The organism is Streptomyces azureus (assembly GCF_001270025.1).
GTDB classification, from domain to species: Bacteria; Actinomycetota; Actinomycetes; order Streptomycetales; family Streptomycetaceae; genus Streptomyces; species Streptomyces azureus.
Genome location: NZ_DF968221.1, coordinates 49,867 through 63,971, shown reverse-complemented (window position 1 = coordinate 63,971; position 14,105 = coordinate 49,867). Strand labels below are relative to the sequence as shown.

15 protein-coding genes and 1 pseudogene are annotated in these 14,105 nt (G+C 70.5%); 9 read left to right on the top strand and 7 right to left on the bottom strand.

Features of this window, described 5'->3' with window-relative positions; genetic code table 11:
• Positions 1-192: 192 nt before the first annotated feature.
• Positions 193-432 (bottom strand): helix-turn-helix transcriptional regulator, encoded by a 240-nt coding sequence (locus tag AOQ53_RS44470; protein ID WP_059416107.1) that lies wholly within the window; start codon positions 430-432, stop codon positions 193-195.
• Positions 433-749: 317 nt separating this feature from the next.
• On the opposite strand from AOQ53_RS44470, the gene AOQ53_RS07550 reads away from it, so the two are divergent.
• The 4 genes and pseudogenes from AOQ53_RS07550 to AOQ53_RS07545 all read left to right on the top strand — a co-directional run bounded on the left by AOQ53_RS07550 (position 750) and on the right by AOQ53_RS07545 (position 2,327).
• On the top strand, positions 750-983 hold the full coding sequence (locus AOQ53_RS07550; protein WP_059416106.1) for a hypothetical protein: 234 nt from the start codon (positions 750-752) through the stop codon (positions 981-983).
• A 207-nt stretch (positions 984-1,190) separates the two neighbouring features.
• A pseudogene (locus tag AOQ53_RS45870) lies at positions 1,191-1,340 on the top strand (peptidase C39 family protein); the annotation flags it as partial.
• Positions 1,341-1,431: 91 nt separating this feature from the next.
• Positions 1,432-1,572, top strand: a complete 141-nt coding sequence (locus AOQ53_RS43450; protein ID WP_107084002.1) for an SCO1431 family membrane protein — start codon at positions 1,432-1,434, stop codon at positions 1,570-1,572.
• Positions 1,573-1,670: 98 nt separating this feature from the next.
• Positions 1,671-2,327, top strand: coding sequence for a TetR/AcrR family transcriptional regulator (locus AOQ53_RS07545; RefSeq protein WP_059416105.1), 657 nt, complete (start codon positions 1,671-1,673; stop codon positions 2,325-2,327).
• Positions 2,328-2,377: 50 nt separating this feature from the next.
• Here AOQ53_RS07545 and AOQ53_RS07540 read toward each other — a convergent pair whose 3' ends face one another.
• A complete protein-coding gene (locus AOQ53_RS07540) occupies positions 2,378-3,646 on the bottom strand; it encodes a glycoside hydrolase family 18 protein (RefSeq protein ID WP_059416104.1) in 1,269 nt (422 codons plus the stop codon).
• Positions 3,647-3,975: 329 nt separating this feature from the next.
• Here AOQ53_RS07540 and AOQ53_RS07535 point away from each other — a divergent pair, with 329 nt between their 5' ends.
• A complete protein-coding gene (locus AOQ53_RS07535; RefSeq protein ID WP_059416103.1) occupies positions 3,976-5,148 on the top strand; it encodes an acyl-CoA dehydrogenase family protein in 1,173 nt (390 codons plus the stop codon).
• Between the two features lie 415 nt (positions 5,149-5,563).
• On the opposite strand, the gene AOQ53_RS07530 is transcribed toward AOQ53_RS07535, so the two are convergent.
• Positions 5,564-5,998, bottom strand: coding sequence for a hypothetical protein (locus AOQ53_RS07530; protein ID WP_059416101.1), 435 nt, complete (start codon positions 5,996-5,998; stop codon positions 5,564-5,566).
• A gap of 268 nt (positions 5,999-6,266) precedes the next feature.
• Here AOQ53_RS07530 and AOQ53_RS07525 point away from each other — a divergent pair, with 268 nt between their 5' ends.
• The 4 genes from AOQ53_RS07525 to fxsA all read left to right on the top strand — a co-directional run bounded on the left by AOQ53_RS07525 (position 6,267) and on the right by fxsA (position 10,438).
• Positions 6,267-6,707 (top strand): Lrp/AsnC family transcriptional regulator, encoded by a 441-nt coding sequence (locus tag AOQ53_RS07525; RefSeq protein WP_059416099.1) that lies wholly within the window; start codon positions 6,267-6,269, stop codon positions 6,705-6,707.
• A 123-nt stretch (positions 6,708-6,830) separates the two neighbouring features.
• A complete protein-coding gene (locus tag AOQ53_RS07520) occupies positions 6,831-8,432 on the top strand; it encodes an amidohydrolase (RefSeq protein WP_059416097.1) in 1,602 nt (533 codons plus the stop codon).
• Between the two features lie 533 nt (positions 8,433-8,965).
• Entirely contained in the window at positions 8,966-9,769 is an 804-nt protein-coding gene (locus AOQ53_RS07515; protein WP_059416095.1) for a polyprenol monophosphomannose synthase, read from the top strand.
• Positions 9,770-9,862: 93 nt separating this feature from the next.
• Entirely contained in the window at positions 9,863-10,438 is a 576-nt protein-coding gene (gene fxsA / locus AOQ53_RS07510; RefSeq protein WP_059416092.1) for an FxsA family membrane protein, read from the top strand.
• Between the two features lie 186 nt (positions 10,439-10,624).
• Here the strand turns inward: fxsA and AOQ53_RS07505 are convergent, their stop codons facing one another.
• The 4 genes from AOQ53_RS07505 to yczE form a co-directional block, all read right to left on the bottom strand.
• Positions 10,625-10,999, bottom strand: coding sequence for an RNA polymerase-binding protein RbpA (locus AOQ53_RS07505; protein WP_010046329.1), 375 nt, complete (start codon positions 10,997-10,999; stop codon positions 10,625-10,627).
• A gap of 266 nt (positions 11,000-11,265) precedes the next feature.
• Entirely contained in the window at positions 11,266-12,603 is a 1,338-nt protein-coding gene (locus tag AOQ53_RS07500) for an MFS transporter (protein WP_059416091.1), read from the bottom strand.
• 49 nt (positions 12,604-12,652) lie between these two features.
• A complete protein-coding gene (locus AOQ53_RS07495) occupies positions 12,653-13,420 on the bottom strand; it encodes a glycerophosphodiester phosphodiesterase (RefSeq protein WP_059416090.1) in 768 nt (255 codons plus the stop codon).
• Positions 13,417-14,070 (bottom strand): membrane protein YczE, encoded by a 654-nt coding sequence (gene yczE, locus AOQ53_RS07490; protein ID WP_059416089.1) that lies wholly within the window; start codon positions 14,068-14,070, stop codon positions 13,417-13,419. Before yczE ends, AOQ53_RS07495 begins: the two co-directional genes overlap by 4 nt.
• Positions 14,071-14,105 lie beyond the last annotated feature (35 nt).

Below are 14,105 nucleotides of genomic sequence, written 5' to 3'. Positions count from 1 at the left end.
CACGCGTTGCGGACACCGGTGCCTCCGCGGGAAGCTCCGGCAGGGAAGGGGGGCCTAAGAGCAGGCCAGAGTATGTGCGAGCGGCTACCTGTTCACACAGGGTGCGCTCATTTTGGTCATAGAGATGCCCGGCGACCGCTTCCATTCAGCCGCATCCCCGATGTTCACTGATGACGCTCCGCCCAACGCCGCTCACCGAAGGAGGTCGGAGATGGCCACCCCGATGACCCGCGAGATTCGCAGCAGCGTCTCCAGCGACGGGTTAGCCTGCCCGGCCTCGATCTCCTGGTAGAACTTCCGGTTCATCGGGACGGCGAGGAAGACCTGCTCCTGCGTCAGGTTGTGGTCTAAGCGCGCGTCCCTGATCCGCCGGCCGATGCGGCGCCGCTCGTGTAGCAGCCAGTCATCATCGTCGGGGAGGTCGCGGGGCACTCGACAAACGCTCTGACCGACGTGATCATTAGTCAGCCTGGTGACAGCAGGCTTTCTGTGATCTTGAACGCACCGACGGATGAGCGCCTCGGTCCCGTAGAGCAGACGTGAAGGGCCTGCGGGGCGGGCGCCACACCCCGCACACCAGCCCTGCGGCCGCATGGCACATGCCGCAGGGCTCGATGTACTGTGCAGAAATCGAATATGTGTTCACCTGAACGAGTGAACCGCACCCCACCTGCGCATTCAGTCGGGCAACACGGGAACCAGGGCCACACCCCCCACCCACACCCAGCCCGCCCGACCTAGGAGAAACGATGAACCGCCAGCAGATCCTCGACCTCTACGAGTGGGCGCCCGGGGTCTGCTTCCGTGATCCCGACAAGGGGGAGGTACTGACGGCGCACGTTAAAACGATCCGCCCCGCCGCGGGTGGCATTCAGGATGTCCGGGCCTGCCGTGAATGCGTGATGGCCATGGAGGAGCGTCGGCAGCGCGCCGCCGCCCGCAAGGGGCAGCCCTACACGCCGGGGCGCCTGGCGATCGAATAACCCCAGCTAGAGCGCGGGCACGGAGCGGATTCCTGGGGAGTGCGTGGGGAGGACGTGGCGGCGGGGAGCCCTCGGGGAGATCCCCGATAAACGGTTGCGCTCTCCAGTGTTTCCTTAAGTTTCACTACGCTAGGCAAAGTTACGCAGGTCAAACGGCTTACGGGCCCGGATCCGAGGATCGCCGCAGGAGTCGTCTCGATCCGCAGCCATACGGAGAACATCTGGCTGCGGACCAAGCGGTACAACGCCTCCGGCAAGGTCGTCTCCGGCACCGGCGGCGTCTGCTACCTGTACTTCCCGGCACGCCCGAACGCGGCCCAGCGCAAGGCGCTGACAGCCGTGGGCGTGCGCGTGTGACCAAGCTCTCTGCCGCACAAGCCGCTCCGGGTGGCAAAGTAAACAGACCCTCCGGGGAAGTCCGTCCGCATCACCGAATCAGCGAGAAGTCATGACCGCGCACTCAGCCACCGCAGCCCGCGTCCGCACCGGCGGCCCTCAGGACGACGGCCCGAAGATCGTCGAGCACGTCGCGGGCTGGACCCTCGTCGTGGTCCTCGCGATGTTCGTGACCCAGCTCGGGCTGCTGTGACCGGACGCGGCGTGCTGTGACCTGACCCACGACCCGGCCCTCCGGCCTGCCATACTGCGGATGTCCCGCCTCGCCGCCCGTTGGAACCAGGGTCGAAATTGAATATCAGTCAAGAGTCTGCCGTGCGTCCGAGAGCCCGCGGCACCGAGCGCTCGCTGGCGCGCCGTGCCGAACTCATCGCGATCGGGCGGAGGTTGTTCGCCGACACGTCCTACGATGCCCTGTCGATGGACGACATCGCCCGGCAGGCGCACGTCGCCAAAGGGCTGATCTACTACTACTTCCAGTCCAAGCGCGGCTACTACCTGGCGATCATCCAGGACTCGGTCACCGACCTGGTCACCCTGGCGGCGAGCGGACACGAACTGCCCCCGGTCGACCGGGTCCAGCGCACCATCGACAGCTATCTGCGCTACGCCGAGCACAACCAGGCCGCGTACCGCACCATCGTCAGCGGCGGCGTCGGCTTCGACACCGAGGTGCACGCCATCCGTGACGGCGTGCGCGCGGCCATCGTCGCCACCATCGCCGAGGGGGCGTACGGCCGCGTCGACATCACCCCGCTGGCGCGCATGGGCCTGCTCGCCTGGGTGTGCGGTGTCGAGGGCACCACCCTCGAATGGATCGATCGCCCCGAACTGCCCCGCGAGACCATGTGCGAGCTGCTGGTGAAGGGTCTCGGCGGCGCCCTGCGCGCGATCGAGGACCTGGACCCCGCCTACCCGGCTCCGGAGACCGCCCGCCAGGGCGCATGAGCCGGGGGCGCAGGGACCGTCACGGTCCCTCCGCCCCGGGTCGCCCACGCTTACTTGATGGCCTTGATCAGCTCACCGCTCGCCGTGTCGCCGCTCAGCTCCCAGAAGAACGTGCCGCCCAGTCCCTGCTGGTTCTTGTAGTTCATCTTGGTCGCGATGGTCGCCGGGGTGTCGTAACTCCACCAGTCGCTGCCGCACTTGGCGTACGCCGTCCCGGCCGCCGTCCCCGTCGCCGGGCACCTGGTCCTGAGCACCTTGTAGTCGTCGATGCCCTGCTCGTACGTGCCCGCCGCCGGGCCGGTCGCGGTGCCGCCGGGCGCCGACTGGGTGACGCCGGTCCAGCCGCGGCCGTAGAAGCCGATGCCGAGCAGCAGCTTCGAGGCGGGGATGCCGAGGTCCTTGAGCTTCGCGATGGTCGCCGAGCTGTGGTTGTCCGCCTTCGGTATGCCGGAGTACGAGGTCAGCGGGGAGTGCGGGGCCGTCGGGCCGGCCGCGTCCCAGGCGCCGAAGAAGTCGTACGTCATCGGGTTGTACCAGTCGACGTACCGGGCGGCGCCCGCGTAGTCCGCCGCGTCGATCTTGCCGCCCGGGGTGGCGTCGGCGGTGATCGCCGCGGTGAGCAGGTTCTTCGGGCCGAACTTGGCGCGCAGCGCCTGCATCAGGTTCTTGAAGGCCGCCTTGCCGCTGGTGTCGCAGGTGGCGCCGCAGGCGTTCGGGTACTCCCAGTCGATGTCGATGCCGTCGAAGACGTCGGCCCACTTGGAGTTCTCGACCAGGTCGTAGCAGGACTGGGCGAACGCGGCCGGGTTCTTCGCGGCCTCACCGAAGCCGGCCGACCAGGTCCAGCCGCCGAAGGACCACAGGACCTTGAGGTCGGGGTGCTTCCGCTTCAGCTCGCGCAGCTGGTTGAAGTTGCCGCGCAGCGGCTGGTCCCAGGTGTCGGCCTTGCCGTCGGCGGACTCGGCGGCGGTGTAGGCCCGGTCGGTGGCGGCGTAGGCGTCACCCATCGCGCACTTGCCGCCGGTGACGTTGCCGAAGGCGTAGTTGATGTGCGTGAGCCTGGCCGCCGAACCGGACGTCTCGATGTTCTTGACGTAGTACTTGCGGTCGTAGGTACCCCATTCGGTGAAGTACCCGACGACCTTGGAGTCGGCGGCCTTGGCCTGGGGGGCGGCCTTCGTGCCGGCGGCGGCCTCCTGAGCCGAGGCCGCCGCCGTCGCGGTCGAGGTGCCCGCGCCGGCGAGCAGGCCGGCGCCGAGAACGGCACAACAGGCCGCCGACACGATCGCCCGGAAGCGGGAGCGCTGGGGGTTGTGCATCCGGTGTCTCCTCGGGGAGAGGGGAACGCGCGCCGATTGGCATGAACGCGGTGAATCGGTGGTGGGAAACAGTAGGAGGACTAGACCAGTCGGGTCAATGGTTCGGACCAATTTCGCTCACCGGGGGTACTCGTGTATTTCTTGAAGTAAGCGGTCGTTAACTGGTGACGGGTTGCCTCCGATCGGGCATACTCACAGCGCAGAGCCGCTGGTCAGCAGCTTCCGAGACCCGGGACTGCAAGCATCGGCCCGGCACCAGAACGACCCGGCGGCGCCGCCCCCACCCGCGGGCCCGTCCGCCAGTGCCCGACAGGGAGGAGAGCGTCGCCATGCCCGACCGCGCCCCGCAGCCGGTGGACCGGCAACTGCCCACGGAGGAGGCCCGGGACCTGATCTCGCTCGTCCGCGACATCGCGCAGCAGGAGATCGTCCCGAAGGCGGCCGAGGAGGAGGACGCCGGCCGCTTCCCGCGCGAGCTGTTCACCCTCCTCTCGCGCTCCGGCCTGCTCGGTCTGCCGTACGACTCCGAGTACGGCGGCGGAGACCAGCCCTACGAGGTCTACCTCCAGGTCCTCGAAGAGCTCGCCGCGGCCCGCCTCACCGTCGGCCTCGGCGTGAGCGTGCACTCCCTGGCCTCCTACGCGCTCGCCGCCTACGGCACCAAGGAGCAGCAGGTCGAGCACCTGCCCGCGATGCTCGGCGGCGGCATGCTCGGCGCCTACTGCCTCTCCGAGCCGCACTCCGGCTCGGACGCGGCCGCCCTGCGCACCAAGGCGGTGCGCGACGGCGACGCCTGGGTGATCACCGGCACCAAGGCCTGGATCACGCACGGCGGGATCGCCGACTTCTACACGGTCATGGCGCGCACCGGCGAGGAGGGCCCGCGCGGGATCACCGCGTTCCTGGTGCCCGGTGACGCGCCGGGACTCAGCGCCGCGCCCCCCGAGAAGAAGATGGGCATGAAGGGCTCGCCCACCGCCCAGGTCCACTTCGACGGGGTACGTGTCCCCGACGACCGGCGTATCGGCGAGGAGGGGCAGGGCCTCGCGATCGCCCTGTCCGCGCTCGACTCGGGGCGGCTCGGTATCGCGGCGTGCGCGATCGGCGTGGCGCAGGCGGCCCTCGGCGAGGCGCTGGCGTATGCCACCGAGAGGCGCCAGTTCGGCAAGCCGATCGCCGACTTCCAGGGGCTGCGCTTCATGCTCGCCGACATGGCGACGCAGATCGAGGCGGGCCGGGCGCTCTGCCTGGCGGCGGCGCGACTGAGGGACGCGGGCCGGCCGTTCGCCATGCAGGCGGCCATGGCCAAGCTGCACTGCACCGACACGGCGATGCGGGTCACCACCGACGCCGTGCAGATCCTCGGCGGCTACGGCTACACAGCGGACTTCCCGGCGGAGCGCTACATGCGCGAGGCGAAGGTGCTCCAGATCGTCGAGGGCACCAACCAGATCCAGCGGATGGTCATCGCCCGCCATCTCGTGGGTCCAGAGGGACGCTGAACTGGTCGAGGCCCCGCCACGGCGCCGCGAGCCGCATCCACTCCGGGTCGTGCCGGCCCGGGAGAGTGCGGCCGCGCTCGGCCCAGGCCCGCATCAGGTCGAGGTAGATCGGCGGGTCCTGATAGCGCGGCGCGGTCGGCCGAACCGATTCTGCGGGCGGCGGGACGAACAGGAGGCGTTGACGCCCGGTCGCTGAAGAGATGGGGGTCATGCCAGGGCAACGCAGAAGAGGCCGGACAGGTCACCCGCGGGCGGAATCGGGCGTGCGTTCAGGGGTGTTGTGGTGCTTGAGGTGCCCGGTTTCGCGTCCGTGGTGACCAGGACCCGGACGCACTGATCCCGCACCACGGCAGACTGCGAGCCGTGGTGCGGGGCAGTCACTGGGATGGAGCGAGCGGGCGAAGACGGCCCGCGCTCAGGCCGCTTGGCGGCGCATGACGGGGACCCTGATGGGGCGTGAGCCCGGGCCGCCGACGTGCGAGAAGGGCTGGGTCCGCCAGTCGAGTCCCCGAGGGAGCGTCAAGAGCAGGGCGGTCTCCTGCTCCTGGGGTTCGACGGACTCGTCCGCGGGGCGGGCGTCCGCGGCCCTGCGGCCGGTTCCGGCACAGACCGTGAGTCCGAACGGGTTCCACGGCGAGGCGCACAGCGCGTGCTCCGGCAGAACCTCCTCATCCGCCAGCAGGGCGATTGGCTGTGCGCAGTCCGGGCAGACGACCCGGAACATCTCGAAGGTGTCGTAGGCGTCGAGTTCGTCGTCGAAGGTGTCGGGTTCGACGCCCTCCGGCTCGGGCTCGACGACGAGCTGCTGCCGCTTGGGTGCGGTGCGACCTGGGCGCTTAAGACTCTGCATTGGGTTCTCCCCCTCGGGCTGGGCCGTATCAGGCACTGCGGCCTCGACCACAGCAAGCACTTCCCGTCCCCCCTGGGCGGTAATCACGAGAACATTACGGAGACTGTTCGAGCCCTGTGGCGTTCATCACATGCCGCGCGCAGGTGCCCACTGCGGTGGGTTTGTCCCCCGGACGGCTGACAGTCGCCGCCGGCCAGATCACGAACCGGCCATGGCCTGGGCCGCTCAGGTATCCGAGGAGATCAACCGCACTGTAGGTTCTTGCGCCATGGAGGAGCTGGACCGACAGATCGTGCAGCTGCTCGTCGAGGACGGGCGGATGAGCTACACCGACCTGGGCAAGGCCACGGGCCTGTCCACGTCGGCCGTGCACCAGCGGGTGCGACGGCTGGAACAGCGTGGCGTCATCCGCGGCTATGCCGCGGTCGTCGACCCGGAGGCCGTCGGTCTGCCCATGACCGCGTTCATCTCGGTCAAGCCCTTCGACCCCAGTGCGCCCGACGACATTGCGGACCGTCTCGCGGACGTGCCCGAGATCGAGGCGTGCCACAGCGTCGCGGGTGACGAGAACTACATCCTCAAGGTGCGGGTCGCGACGCCGCACGAACTGGAGGAACTGCTCGCGCGGGTGCGGTCGTTGGCGGGGGTGTCCACGCGGACGACGGTGGTGCTGTCCACGCCGTACGAGGCGCGGCCGCCGCGGATCTGACCGCCGTGCGTTGCCGGGTGCGGGTTGTCCGTTGATCGCGCCCACGCGGCGGAGCCGCAGATCGATACAGCCCCCGCGCCCCTGATTCAGGGCGTTGGACCCGGCCCTGTGAGACTGTGCTCCATGAGTGAGTCCAGTACCCCGCCGAAGACCGTTCTGCTCCGTCGTGGAGAGGTGCACAGCCCTGCCGATCCGTTCGCTACCGCGATGGTCGTGGAGCGGGGGCAGGTTGCCTGGGTGGGGTCCGAGGGGGCCGCTGATGCCTTCGCCGACGGTGTGGACGAGGTGGTCGACCTCGATGGGGCGTTGGTCACCCCGGCCTTCACCGATGCGCACGTGCACACCACGGCCACCGGGCTCGCCCTCACCGGCCTGGACCTGTCCGGCGCGCCCTCCCTGGAGGCCGCCCTCACCCTCGTACGCGACTTCGCCGCCGCCCGGCCTGACGACCGTGTGCTGCTCGGGCACGGCTGGGACACTGCCCGCTGGCCCGGCGGCCGTCCCCCGACGCGAGCCGAACTCGACGAGGCCACCGGCCACCGGCCCCTCTACCTCAGCCGGATCGACGTCCACTCGGCGGTCGTCACGACGGCCCTGCTCGACCTGGTCCCCGACGCCCCCCGCGAGGACGGACCGCTCACCGCCGACGCGCACCACGCCGTCCGCGCCGCCGCGTTCGCGGCCGTGACGCCTCGGCAGCGCACCGACGCCCAGCGCGCCGCCCTCGCGCACGCCGTCTCGCTCGGCATCGGCACGATCCACGAGTGCGGCGGTCCGGAGGTCTCCTCCGAGGACGACTTCACCGGCCTGCTGCGCCTCGCCGCCGAGGAGCCCGGTCCGCGCGTCGTCGGCTACTGGGCCGAGGAGGATGTCACCAAGGCCCGGGAGCTGGGCGCGGCCGGCGCCGCGGGTGACCTGTTCGTCGACGGCTCCCTCGGCTCGCACACGGCCTGCCTGCACCAGCCGTACGCCGACGCCGACCACACCGGCCGGGCCTATCTGGGCACCGCCGCCGTCGCCGCCCACGTCGTGGCCTGTACCGAGGCGGGCCTTCAGGCCGGCTTCCACGCCATCGGCGACGCGGCGGTCGACTCCGTGGTCGAGGGTGTGCGGGCCGCCGCCGAGAAGGTCGGTCTCGCCCGTGTCCGGGCCGCCCGCCACCGGGTCGAGCACGCCGAGATGCTCACGCCCGAGACCGTCGGGGCCTTCGCCGAGCTCGGTCTCACGGCCTCGGTCCAGCCCGCCTTCGACGCCCTGTGGGGTGGCGAGAACGGCATGTACGCGCAGCGGCTTGGGGGCGAGCGGGCGCGTGGGATGAACCCTTACGCGGCGCTCCTGCGCGCCGGTGTGCCGCTCGCCTTCGGTTCCGACACTCCCGTCACCCCCCTCGACCCCTGGGGCACGGTGCGAGCCGCCGCCTTCCACCGCACGCCGGAGCACCGCGTCTCCGTGCGTGCCGCGTTCACGGCACACACGCGCGGCGGCTGGCGGGCCGTCGGGCGGGACGACGCGGGCATCCTGGCGCCGGGCGCGCCCGCCGACTACGCGGTGTGGCGCACCGGCGAACTCGTGGTCCAGGCCCCGGACGACCGGGTCGCCCGCTGGTCGACGGACCCGCGCTCCGGAACCCCCGGCCTGCCTGACCTGACCCCTGGCCACGACCTGCCCGTCTGTCTGCGCACCGTGGTGGGCGGACGCACGGTCTTCGTACGGCCGGGCGAGTGATCTACGGGGGTGGCGCGCAGGCGATCGTGCGCCGCGCCCCCGTCGCGCGACCTGCGCATCCTCCGCACCGACCAGGGGTCTGCTGGGATATGCGCAGGTCAAACGGCTGTTGACAGGCGGCCGCAGGGGGCCGGTAGGTTCGGCCGAGTCCACCACCGGACGCCCGACCGGGGAACGTCCGCGCACTCGCCGCAGCGCCGCCGGGTCAGGGACGGTGTGCCGCACCGGGCACCGCCACTGGGAGCCAGGCTCAGGCCGGCGCGGCGCCGAGGCAGCGTTCCGGCCGGTCGGGGAGGTGTGACCCGGGTGGGGCCCGGGAGCTCAGTAGACAACGGCTTTCGGTCGATCCGCAGCCAGCGGATCCCAGGTCGGCCCGAAGGGCACCGGGCCCCCATCCGCCGTACGTTCGCACCGGAATGCGCATTCTTACCCGCGTCTTGCGGATTCGACACCACCATTCGAACGTCCTGTCACGTCATCGCAGGCCGGGCCCACTATGGTGGACCCCTGCGTACGGACATGAAGGGGCATCAGTGAACGACGGCGACGGAACCCTCGCGGCAGGAGCCCAGGGGAGGAAGTTCGGCCCGCTCGGCACGGCCTTGGTGATCATCCCGACCTACAACGAGGCGGAGAACATCAAGAGCATCGTCGGCCGGGTGCGCGAGGCCGTCCCCGAGGCGCACGTACTCGTGGCCGACGACAACAGTCCGGACGGCACGGGCAAGCTGGCCGACGAGCTGACCGTCGACGACGACCACGTCCACGTGCTGCACCGCAAGGGCAAGGAGGGCCTGGGCGCCGCCTACCTCGCGGGCTTCCGCTGGGGCTTGGAGCGCGACTACGGCGTGCTGGTCGAGATGGACGCCGACGGCTCCCACCAGCCCGAGGAACTGCCCCGTCTGCTGACCGCGCTGAAGAGCGCCGACCTGGTGCTCGGCTCGCGCTGGGTGCCCGGCGGCCGGGTGGTGAACTGGCCGAAGTCCCGCGAGGTGATCTCCCGGGGCGGCAGCCTCTACTCCCGGCTGGCGCTCGATCTGCCGCTGCGCGACATCACCGGCGGCTACCGCGCTTTCCGCCGCGAGACCCTGGAGGGCCTCGGCCTCGACGAGGTCGCCTCCCAGGGCTACTGCTTCCAGGTCGACCTCGCCCGCCGCGCGGTCAGGGCCGGTTACCACGTCGTGGAGGTGCCCATCACCTTCGTCGAGCGCGAACTCGGTGACTCCAAGATGAGCCGCGACATCCTCGTCGAGGCTCTGTGGCGGGTCACGGCGTGGGGTGTGGGGGAGCGGGTCGGCAAGGTCACGGGCCGCGGCGGCAAGCCGTCGAAGCCGTAGCCGTCGACCGAGCCCCTTGCGGGACGGCCGCTCACAGGAACAGCTGATCGTGGCCTTATCCCGTGCTGAGCCGGGTCCAGGCACACTGGAGGCATGACGACTGGCGCTCAGACCCCCAGGTACCCCGCCCGGCCCCCGCGCTCCCGGCTGCGCACGTTCCTGCCGTTGGGGATCGCCGCGTGGCTCGTGCTGGAGATCTGGCTGCTCACTCTGGTCGCGGGGGCGTCGAGCGGGCTGGTGGTCTTCCTCGTCCTGGTGGCGGGTTTCATCCTCGGCTCGGTCGTCATCAAGCGGGCCGGCCGGCGGGCCTTCCGCAACCTCTCCGAGGCGCTGCAACAGCAGCAGAGCGGCGTTATGCCCGCGGCGGCCCGGCCGAACAGCGAGGGCAACGGCCTGATGATGCTGGGCGGACTGCTGCTGATGATCCCCGGCCTGGTGTCGGACGCGGTGGGTCTGCTCCTGCTGCTGCCCCCGGTCCAGAAGGCCGTGAGCCGCTCCGCCGAGCGCACCTTCGAACGCAAGATCCGCGAGGCCGACCCGGGCACCCTGGGCGGCGCCTTCCAGCAGGCCCGTATGCACCGCCCTGACGGCAAGGTCGTCCAGGGCGAGGTCATCAGGGACGAGCCGGGCGGCTCACCCCAGGAACCGCGCCCGCCGCTGACGCACTGACCGTCCCGGCATCCGGGCGCACTGCGCACTGCGCACTGACAGAGCCATAGGGGCGTAGTAGCACTGACAGAGGCCGCAGGGCGGCGTAGTCGCAGGAGCACACGTCAAGGACCGCGGGCGCCGTACTTCACGTACGGCGCCCGCGGTCCTTGACGCGCTGTAACTTCGGCCAGACCCCGGAGGGACTTACGCCGACTTGCGGCTGTCTCGGGGATGAATCGCGATGTTCATCGCACCGGAGCGCAGAACCGCCAGGCGCTCCTCGAGGACCTCTTCGAGTTCCTCACGGGTGCGCCGCTCCATCAGCATGTCCCAATGCGTACGCGCGGGCTTGGCCTTCTTCTCTTCCGGGCCGTCGCCGTCCACGAGGAGTGCCTGGGCCCCGCAGACCTTGCACTCCCACTCCGGCGGGATCTCCGCCTCGACCGAGAAGGGCATCTCAAACCGGTGCCCCTTCTCGCATGCGTACTCCACGGCCTGGCGCGGGGCCAGGTCGATGCCGCGGTCCGTCTCGTAGCTGGTCACCACGAGGCGCGTGCCGCGAAGAGCTCGCTCACTCATGAATCGTGCCTCCCGGGCTTGTCGCCCACAGGACAGGTGTCGCTGTCGTCGTCATCCGGTCAACGTCCGGTCGGCGGTAAAGATTCCCGTTCCGAGTCCCGTTCCGGGTCATGCGTCGCCGTCGTAGCCGCCCTTGTTGTACCCACCAGCGCCCGGTTTGTCACATCTGCTAGCAGATGTAACCCAGCGTTTCGGCATCTTTGACGCGCAGTAACGGTACGCCTGGCAGGCCAAACGCGTACACTACAGCCCTTTCGTGTCGAGTGCTAAATCCTGTCCGGAATCGGGTTCCCCGCTTCTTCGATCGCACGCCGCACCGGAACCCGCGCGAGCAGGACGAACCCGATGACGAAGAAGCCCACCAGCGAGATGATCGCGGCCCGGTAGCTCCCGGTCAGCTGATAGGTGAGCCCGAACAGCAGGGGCCCGAGCCAGCTCATTCCGCGGTCGCTCATCTCGTACGCGGAGAAGTATTCGGCCTCTTTGCCGGGCGGGACGAGGTGGGAGAACAGGGACCGGGACAGCGCCTGGCTGCCGCCGAGGACCAGGCCGATGCCGGCGGCCAGGACGAAGAACCACACCGGCGCCCCGGCCGGCAGGAAGTACCCGGCCGCCAGCGTCAGCGTCCACGCGACCAGTGAGCCGAGGATCGTGCGCTTGGCCCCGTAGGCCCGGGCCAGCCGGCCCATCGTCAGCGCGCCCGCCACCGCCAGCACCTGCACGAGCAGGATTGCGCCGATCAGGGTGGACTGCCCGAGGCCGAGTTCCTCGGAGCCGTAGACCGAGGCCTGGGAGATCACCGTCTGGATGCCGTCGTTGTAGACGAGGTACGCGAGCAGAAAGGCGAGGGTCAGCGGGTGGCGGCGCATGTCGCGGACGGTCGCCGCGAGCTGCCGGAGGCCGGGCAGGGCCGCTTCCCGCGTGGCGGACCTGCGATCGCGCAGCCTCCGGAGCGGGATGAGGGCGAACGCGCCCCACCACAGGCCGGCCGACGCCAGGCAGATGCGGACCGCCGTGCTCTCGGAGACGCCGAAGCCGTCGTGCTTTGTGTAGAGGACCAGGTTGGCGACGAGGACCAGCGAACCCGCCGCGTAACCGAAGGCCCAGCCGCGGGAGGAGACCGCGTCCCGTTGCTCGGGCGGGGCGATCTGCGGCAGGTAGGAGTTGTAGAGCATCATCGCCACGGACTGCGCGGCGTTGGCGACGATCAGGAGTGCCCCGCCGAGCAGGTAGCGGTCGCCGTCCAGGAAGAACATGGCCGTCGTGGCCGTGGCCCCCAGGTACGCGGCGGCCGCGAGGAGGGGCTTCTTGCGGCCGGTGCGGTCGGCGGCGGCGCCCACCAGCGGCATTGCCAGCACGGCCACGATCACCGACAAGGACACCGAGTACGCGAAGAAGGACCCGGCGCGCACCGGGATCCCGAGGGGGTGGACGTACCCGTCGGCGTCGGCTGCCGACTCGGCGACCGATGTCAGATACGGGCCGAGGAACACCGTGAGCACGCTCGTCGAGTAGACGGAGCACGCCCAGTCGTAGAAGTACCAGCCGCGCTGCTCGCGTTTGAGATCCTCGGCCGACGGTGTCCGCACGGTGTCGGTGCCCACCCGTGCCCTCGCTTCCCCGTGAACGCGCAGGGGCGCCGGGCCCGGGGTCTCAGATCCAGACGCCGCGGTCCTCCATGACCTTGCGCAACGTGTCGATGTGATCGGTCATGATGCCATCCACGCCGCGGTCCAGAAGCCGGTGCATGCTCTCGGGGTCGTTGACGGTCCATACGTGCACCTGGAGGCCGCGCGCGTGGGCGGCGCGGAGGAAGCGGTGGTCCACGACCTGGATGCCGGACTGGATCTCGGGGACCTGGGCGGCGACCGCCGAGCGGCGAACCGCCGTCGGCAGCCCCCAGGAGCGCAGCCGCAGGTTGAGCACGCCCCGGGTGCCGTACGAGGTGGCCAGGCGCGGGCCGGCCAGCCGCTGGGCGCGCACCACGCGGGCCTCGGAGAACGAGCCGAGGCAGATCCGGTCCCAGGCGTTCGTCCGGCCGACCAGGTCGAGGAAGGGCAGCAGGGCGGCCTCCGCCTTGACGTCGACGTTCCAGCGCACGTCGGGGAACGTCTCCAGGAGTTCCTCGAAGAGCGGCACCGGTTCCTCGCCCGCCACGCGCGCGTGGCGTACCTCCTGCCACGGCAGGTCGGCGATCCGGCCCGCGCCGTCCGTCACCCGGTCCAGAGTCGCGTCGTGGAAGGCGACGAGCCTGCCGTCCCGGGTGGCGTGGACGTCGGTCTCGATGTACCGGTAACCCGCCTCGACGGCGCACCGGAACTGCCGCGCGGTGTTCTCCAGGCCGTCCGCGGCCCCGCCCCGGTGGGCGAAGGCGATCGGGCCGGGATGGTCGAGATAGGGGTGGCGTATCCGCGGGGTCACGGACGCAGTATCGCTCCTCGGGGTTGACCGGTGGCAACGACCGTGCTGCCGCCGGATGCCGAGGGGACGGCGAACACGCGCAGGAAGAGCTGGGCGAGCGGGCCGATCGCCACCGCGTACAGGAGGGTGCCGATGCCGACGGTGCCGCCCAGGGCGAAGCCGGTCGCCACGACCGTGAACTCGATGACCGTGCGCACCAGGCGGATCGAGACGCCCGTGCGCTGGTGGAGTCCCGTCATCAGGCCGTCGCGCGGGCCCGGGCCGAAGCGCGCCGCGATGTACAGGCCGGTCGCCGCGCCGTTCAGGACGATCCCCGCGACCATCAGCGTCACGCGGAGCGTCCAGCCGTGAGCGTCGGGCACCAGGGCGAGTGTCGCGTCCATCGCCATGCCGATGACCAGCACGTTGGAGATCGTGCCCAGGCCCGGCCGCTGGCGCAGCGGGATCCATGCGAGCAGCACAGCGGCGCCCACGATGGTCAGCACGACGCCGATCGACAGACCGGTCCGCTCGGCGAGGCCCTGGTGCAGCACGTTCCAGGGCTCCAGCCCGAGCCCCGACCTGACGAGCAGCGCCGAACTCGCCCCGTACAGCGCGAGACCGGCGTAGAGCTGTGTCAGTCGCCGGACCAGTCGCCGCTGCGTGGACATGAGGTGCCCCCCTGTTGGTAGTGGACTGCTGCATG

Coding starts and splice junctions, on each gene's coding strand:
- AOQ53_RS07550 (WP_059416106.1), top strand. CDS start 750: ATGAACCGCCAGCAGATCCTCGACCTCTACGAGTGGGCGCCCGGGGTC.
- AOQ53_RS43450 (WP_107084002.1), top strand. CDS start 1,432: ATGACCGCGCACTCAGCCACCGCAGCCCGCGTCCGCACCGGCGGCCCT.
- AOQ53_RS07540 (WP_059416104.1), bottom strand. CDS start 3,646: ATGCACAACCCCCAGCGCTCCCGCTTCCGGGCGATCGTGTCGGCGGCC.
- AOQ53_RS07535 (WP_059416103.1), top strand. CDS start 3,976: ATGCCCGACCGCGCCCCGCAGCCGGTGGACCGGCAACTGCCCACGGAG.
- AOQ53_RS07530 (WP_059416101.1), bottom strand. CDS start 5,998: ATGCAGAGTCTTAAGCGCCCAGGTCGCACCGCACCCAAGCGGCAGCAG.
- AOQ53_RS07525 (WP_059416099.1), top strand. CDS start 6,267: ATGGAGGAGCTGGACCGACAGATCGTGCAGCTGCTCGTCGAGGACGGG.
- AOQ53_RS07520 (WP_059416097.1), top strand. CDS start 6,831: ATGAGTGAGTCCAGTACCCCGCCGAAGACCGTTCTGCTCCGTCGTGGA.
- fxsA (WP_059416092.1), top strand. CDS start 9,863: ATGACGACTGGCGCTCAGACCCCCAGGTACCCCGCCCGGCCCCCGCGC.
- AOQ53_RS07505 (WP_010046329.1), bottom strand. CDS start 10,999: ATGAGTGAGCGAGCTCTTCGCGGCACGCGCCTCGTGGTGACCAGCTAC.
- yczE (WP_059416089.1), bottom strand. CDS start 14,070: ATGTCCACGCAGCGGCGACTGGTCCGGCGACTGACACAGCTCTACGCC.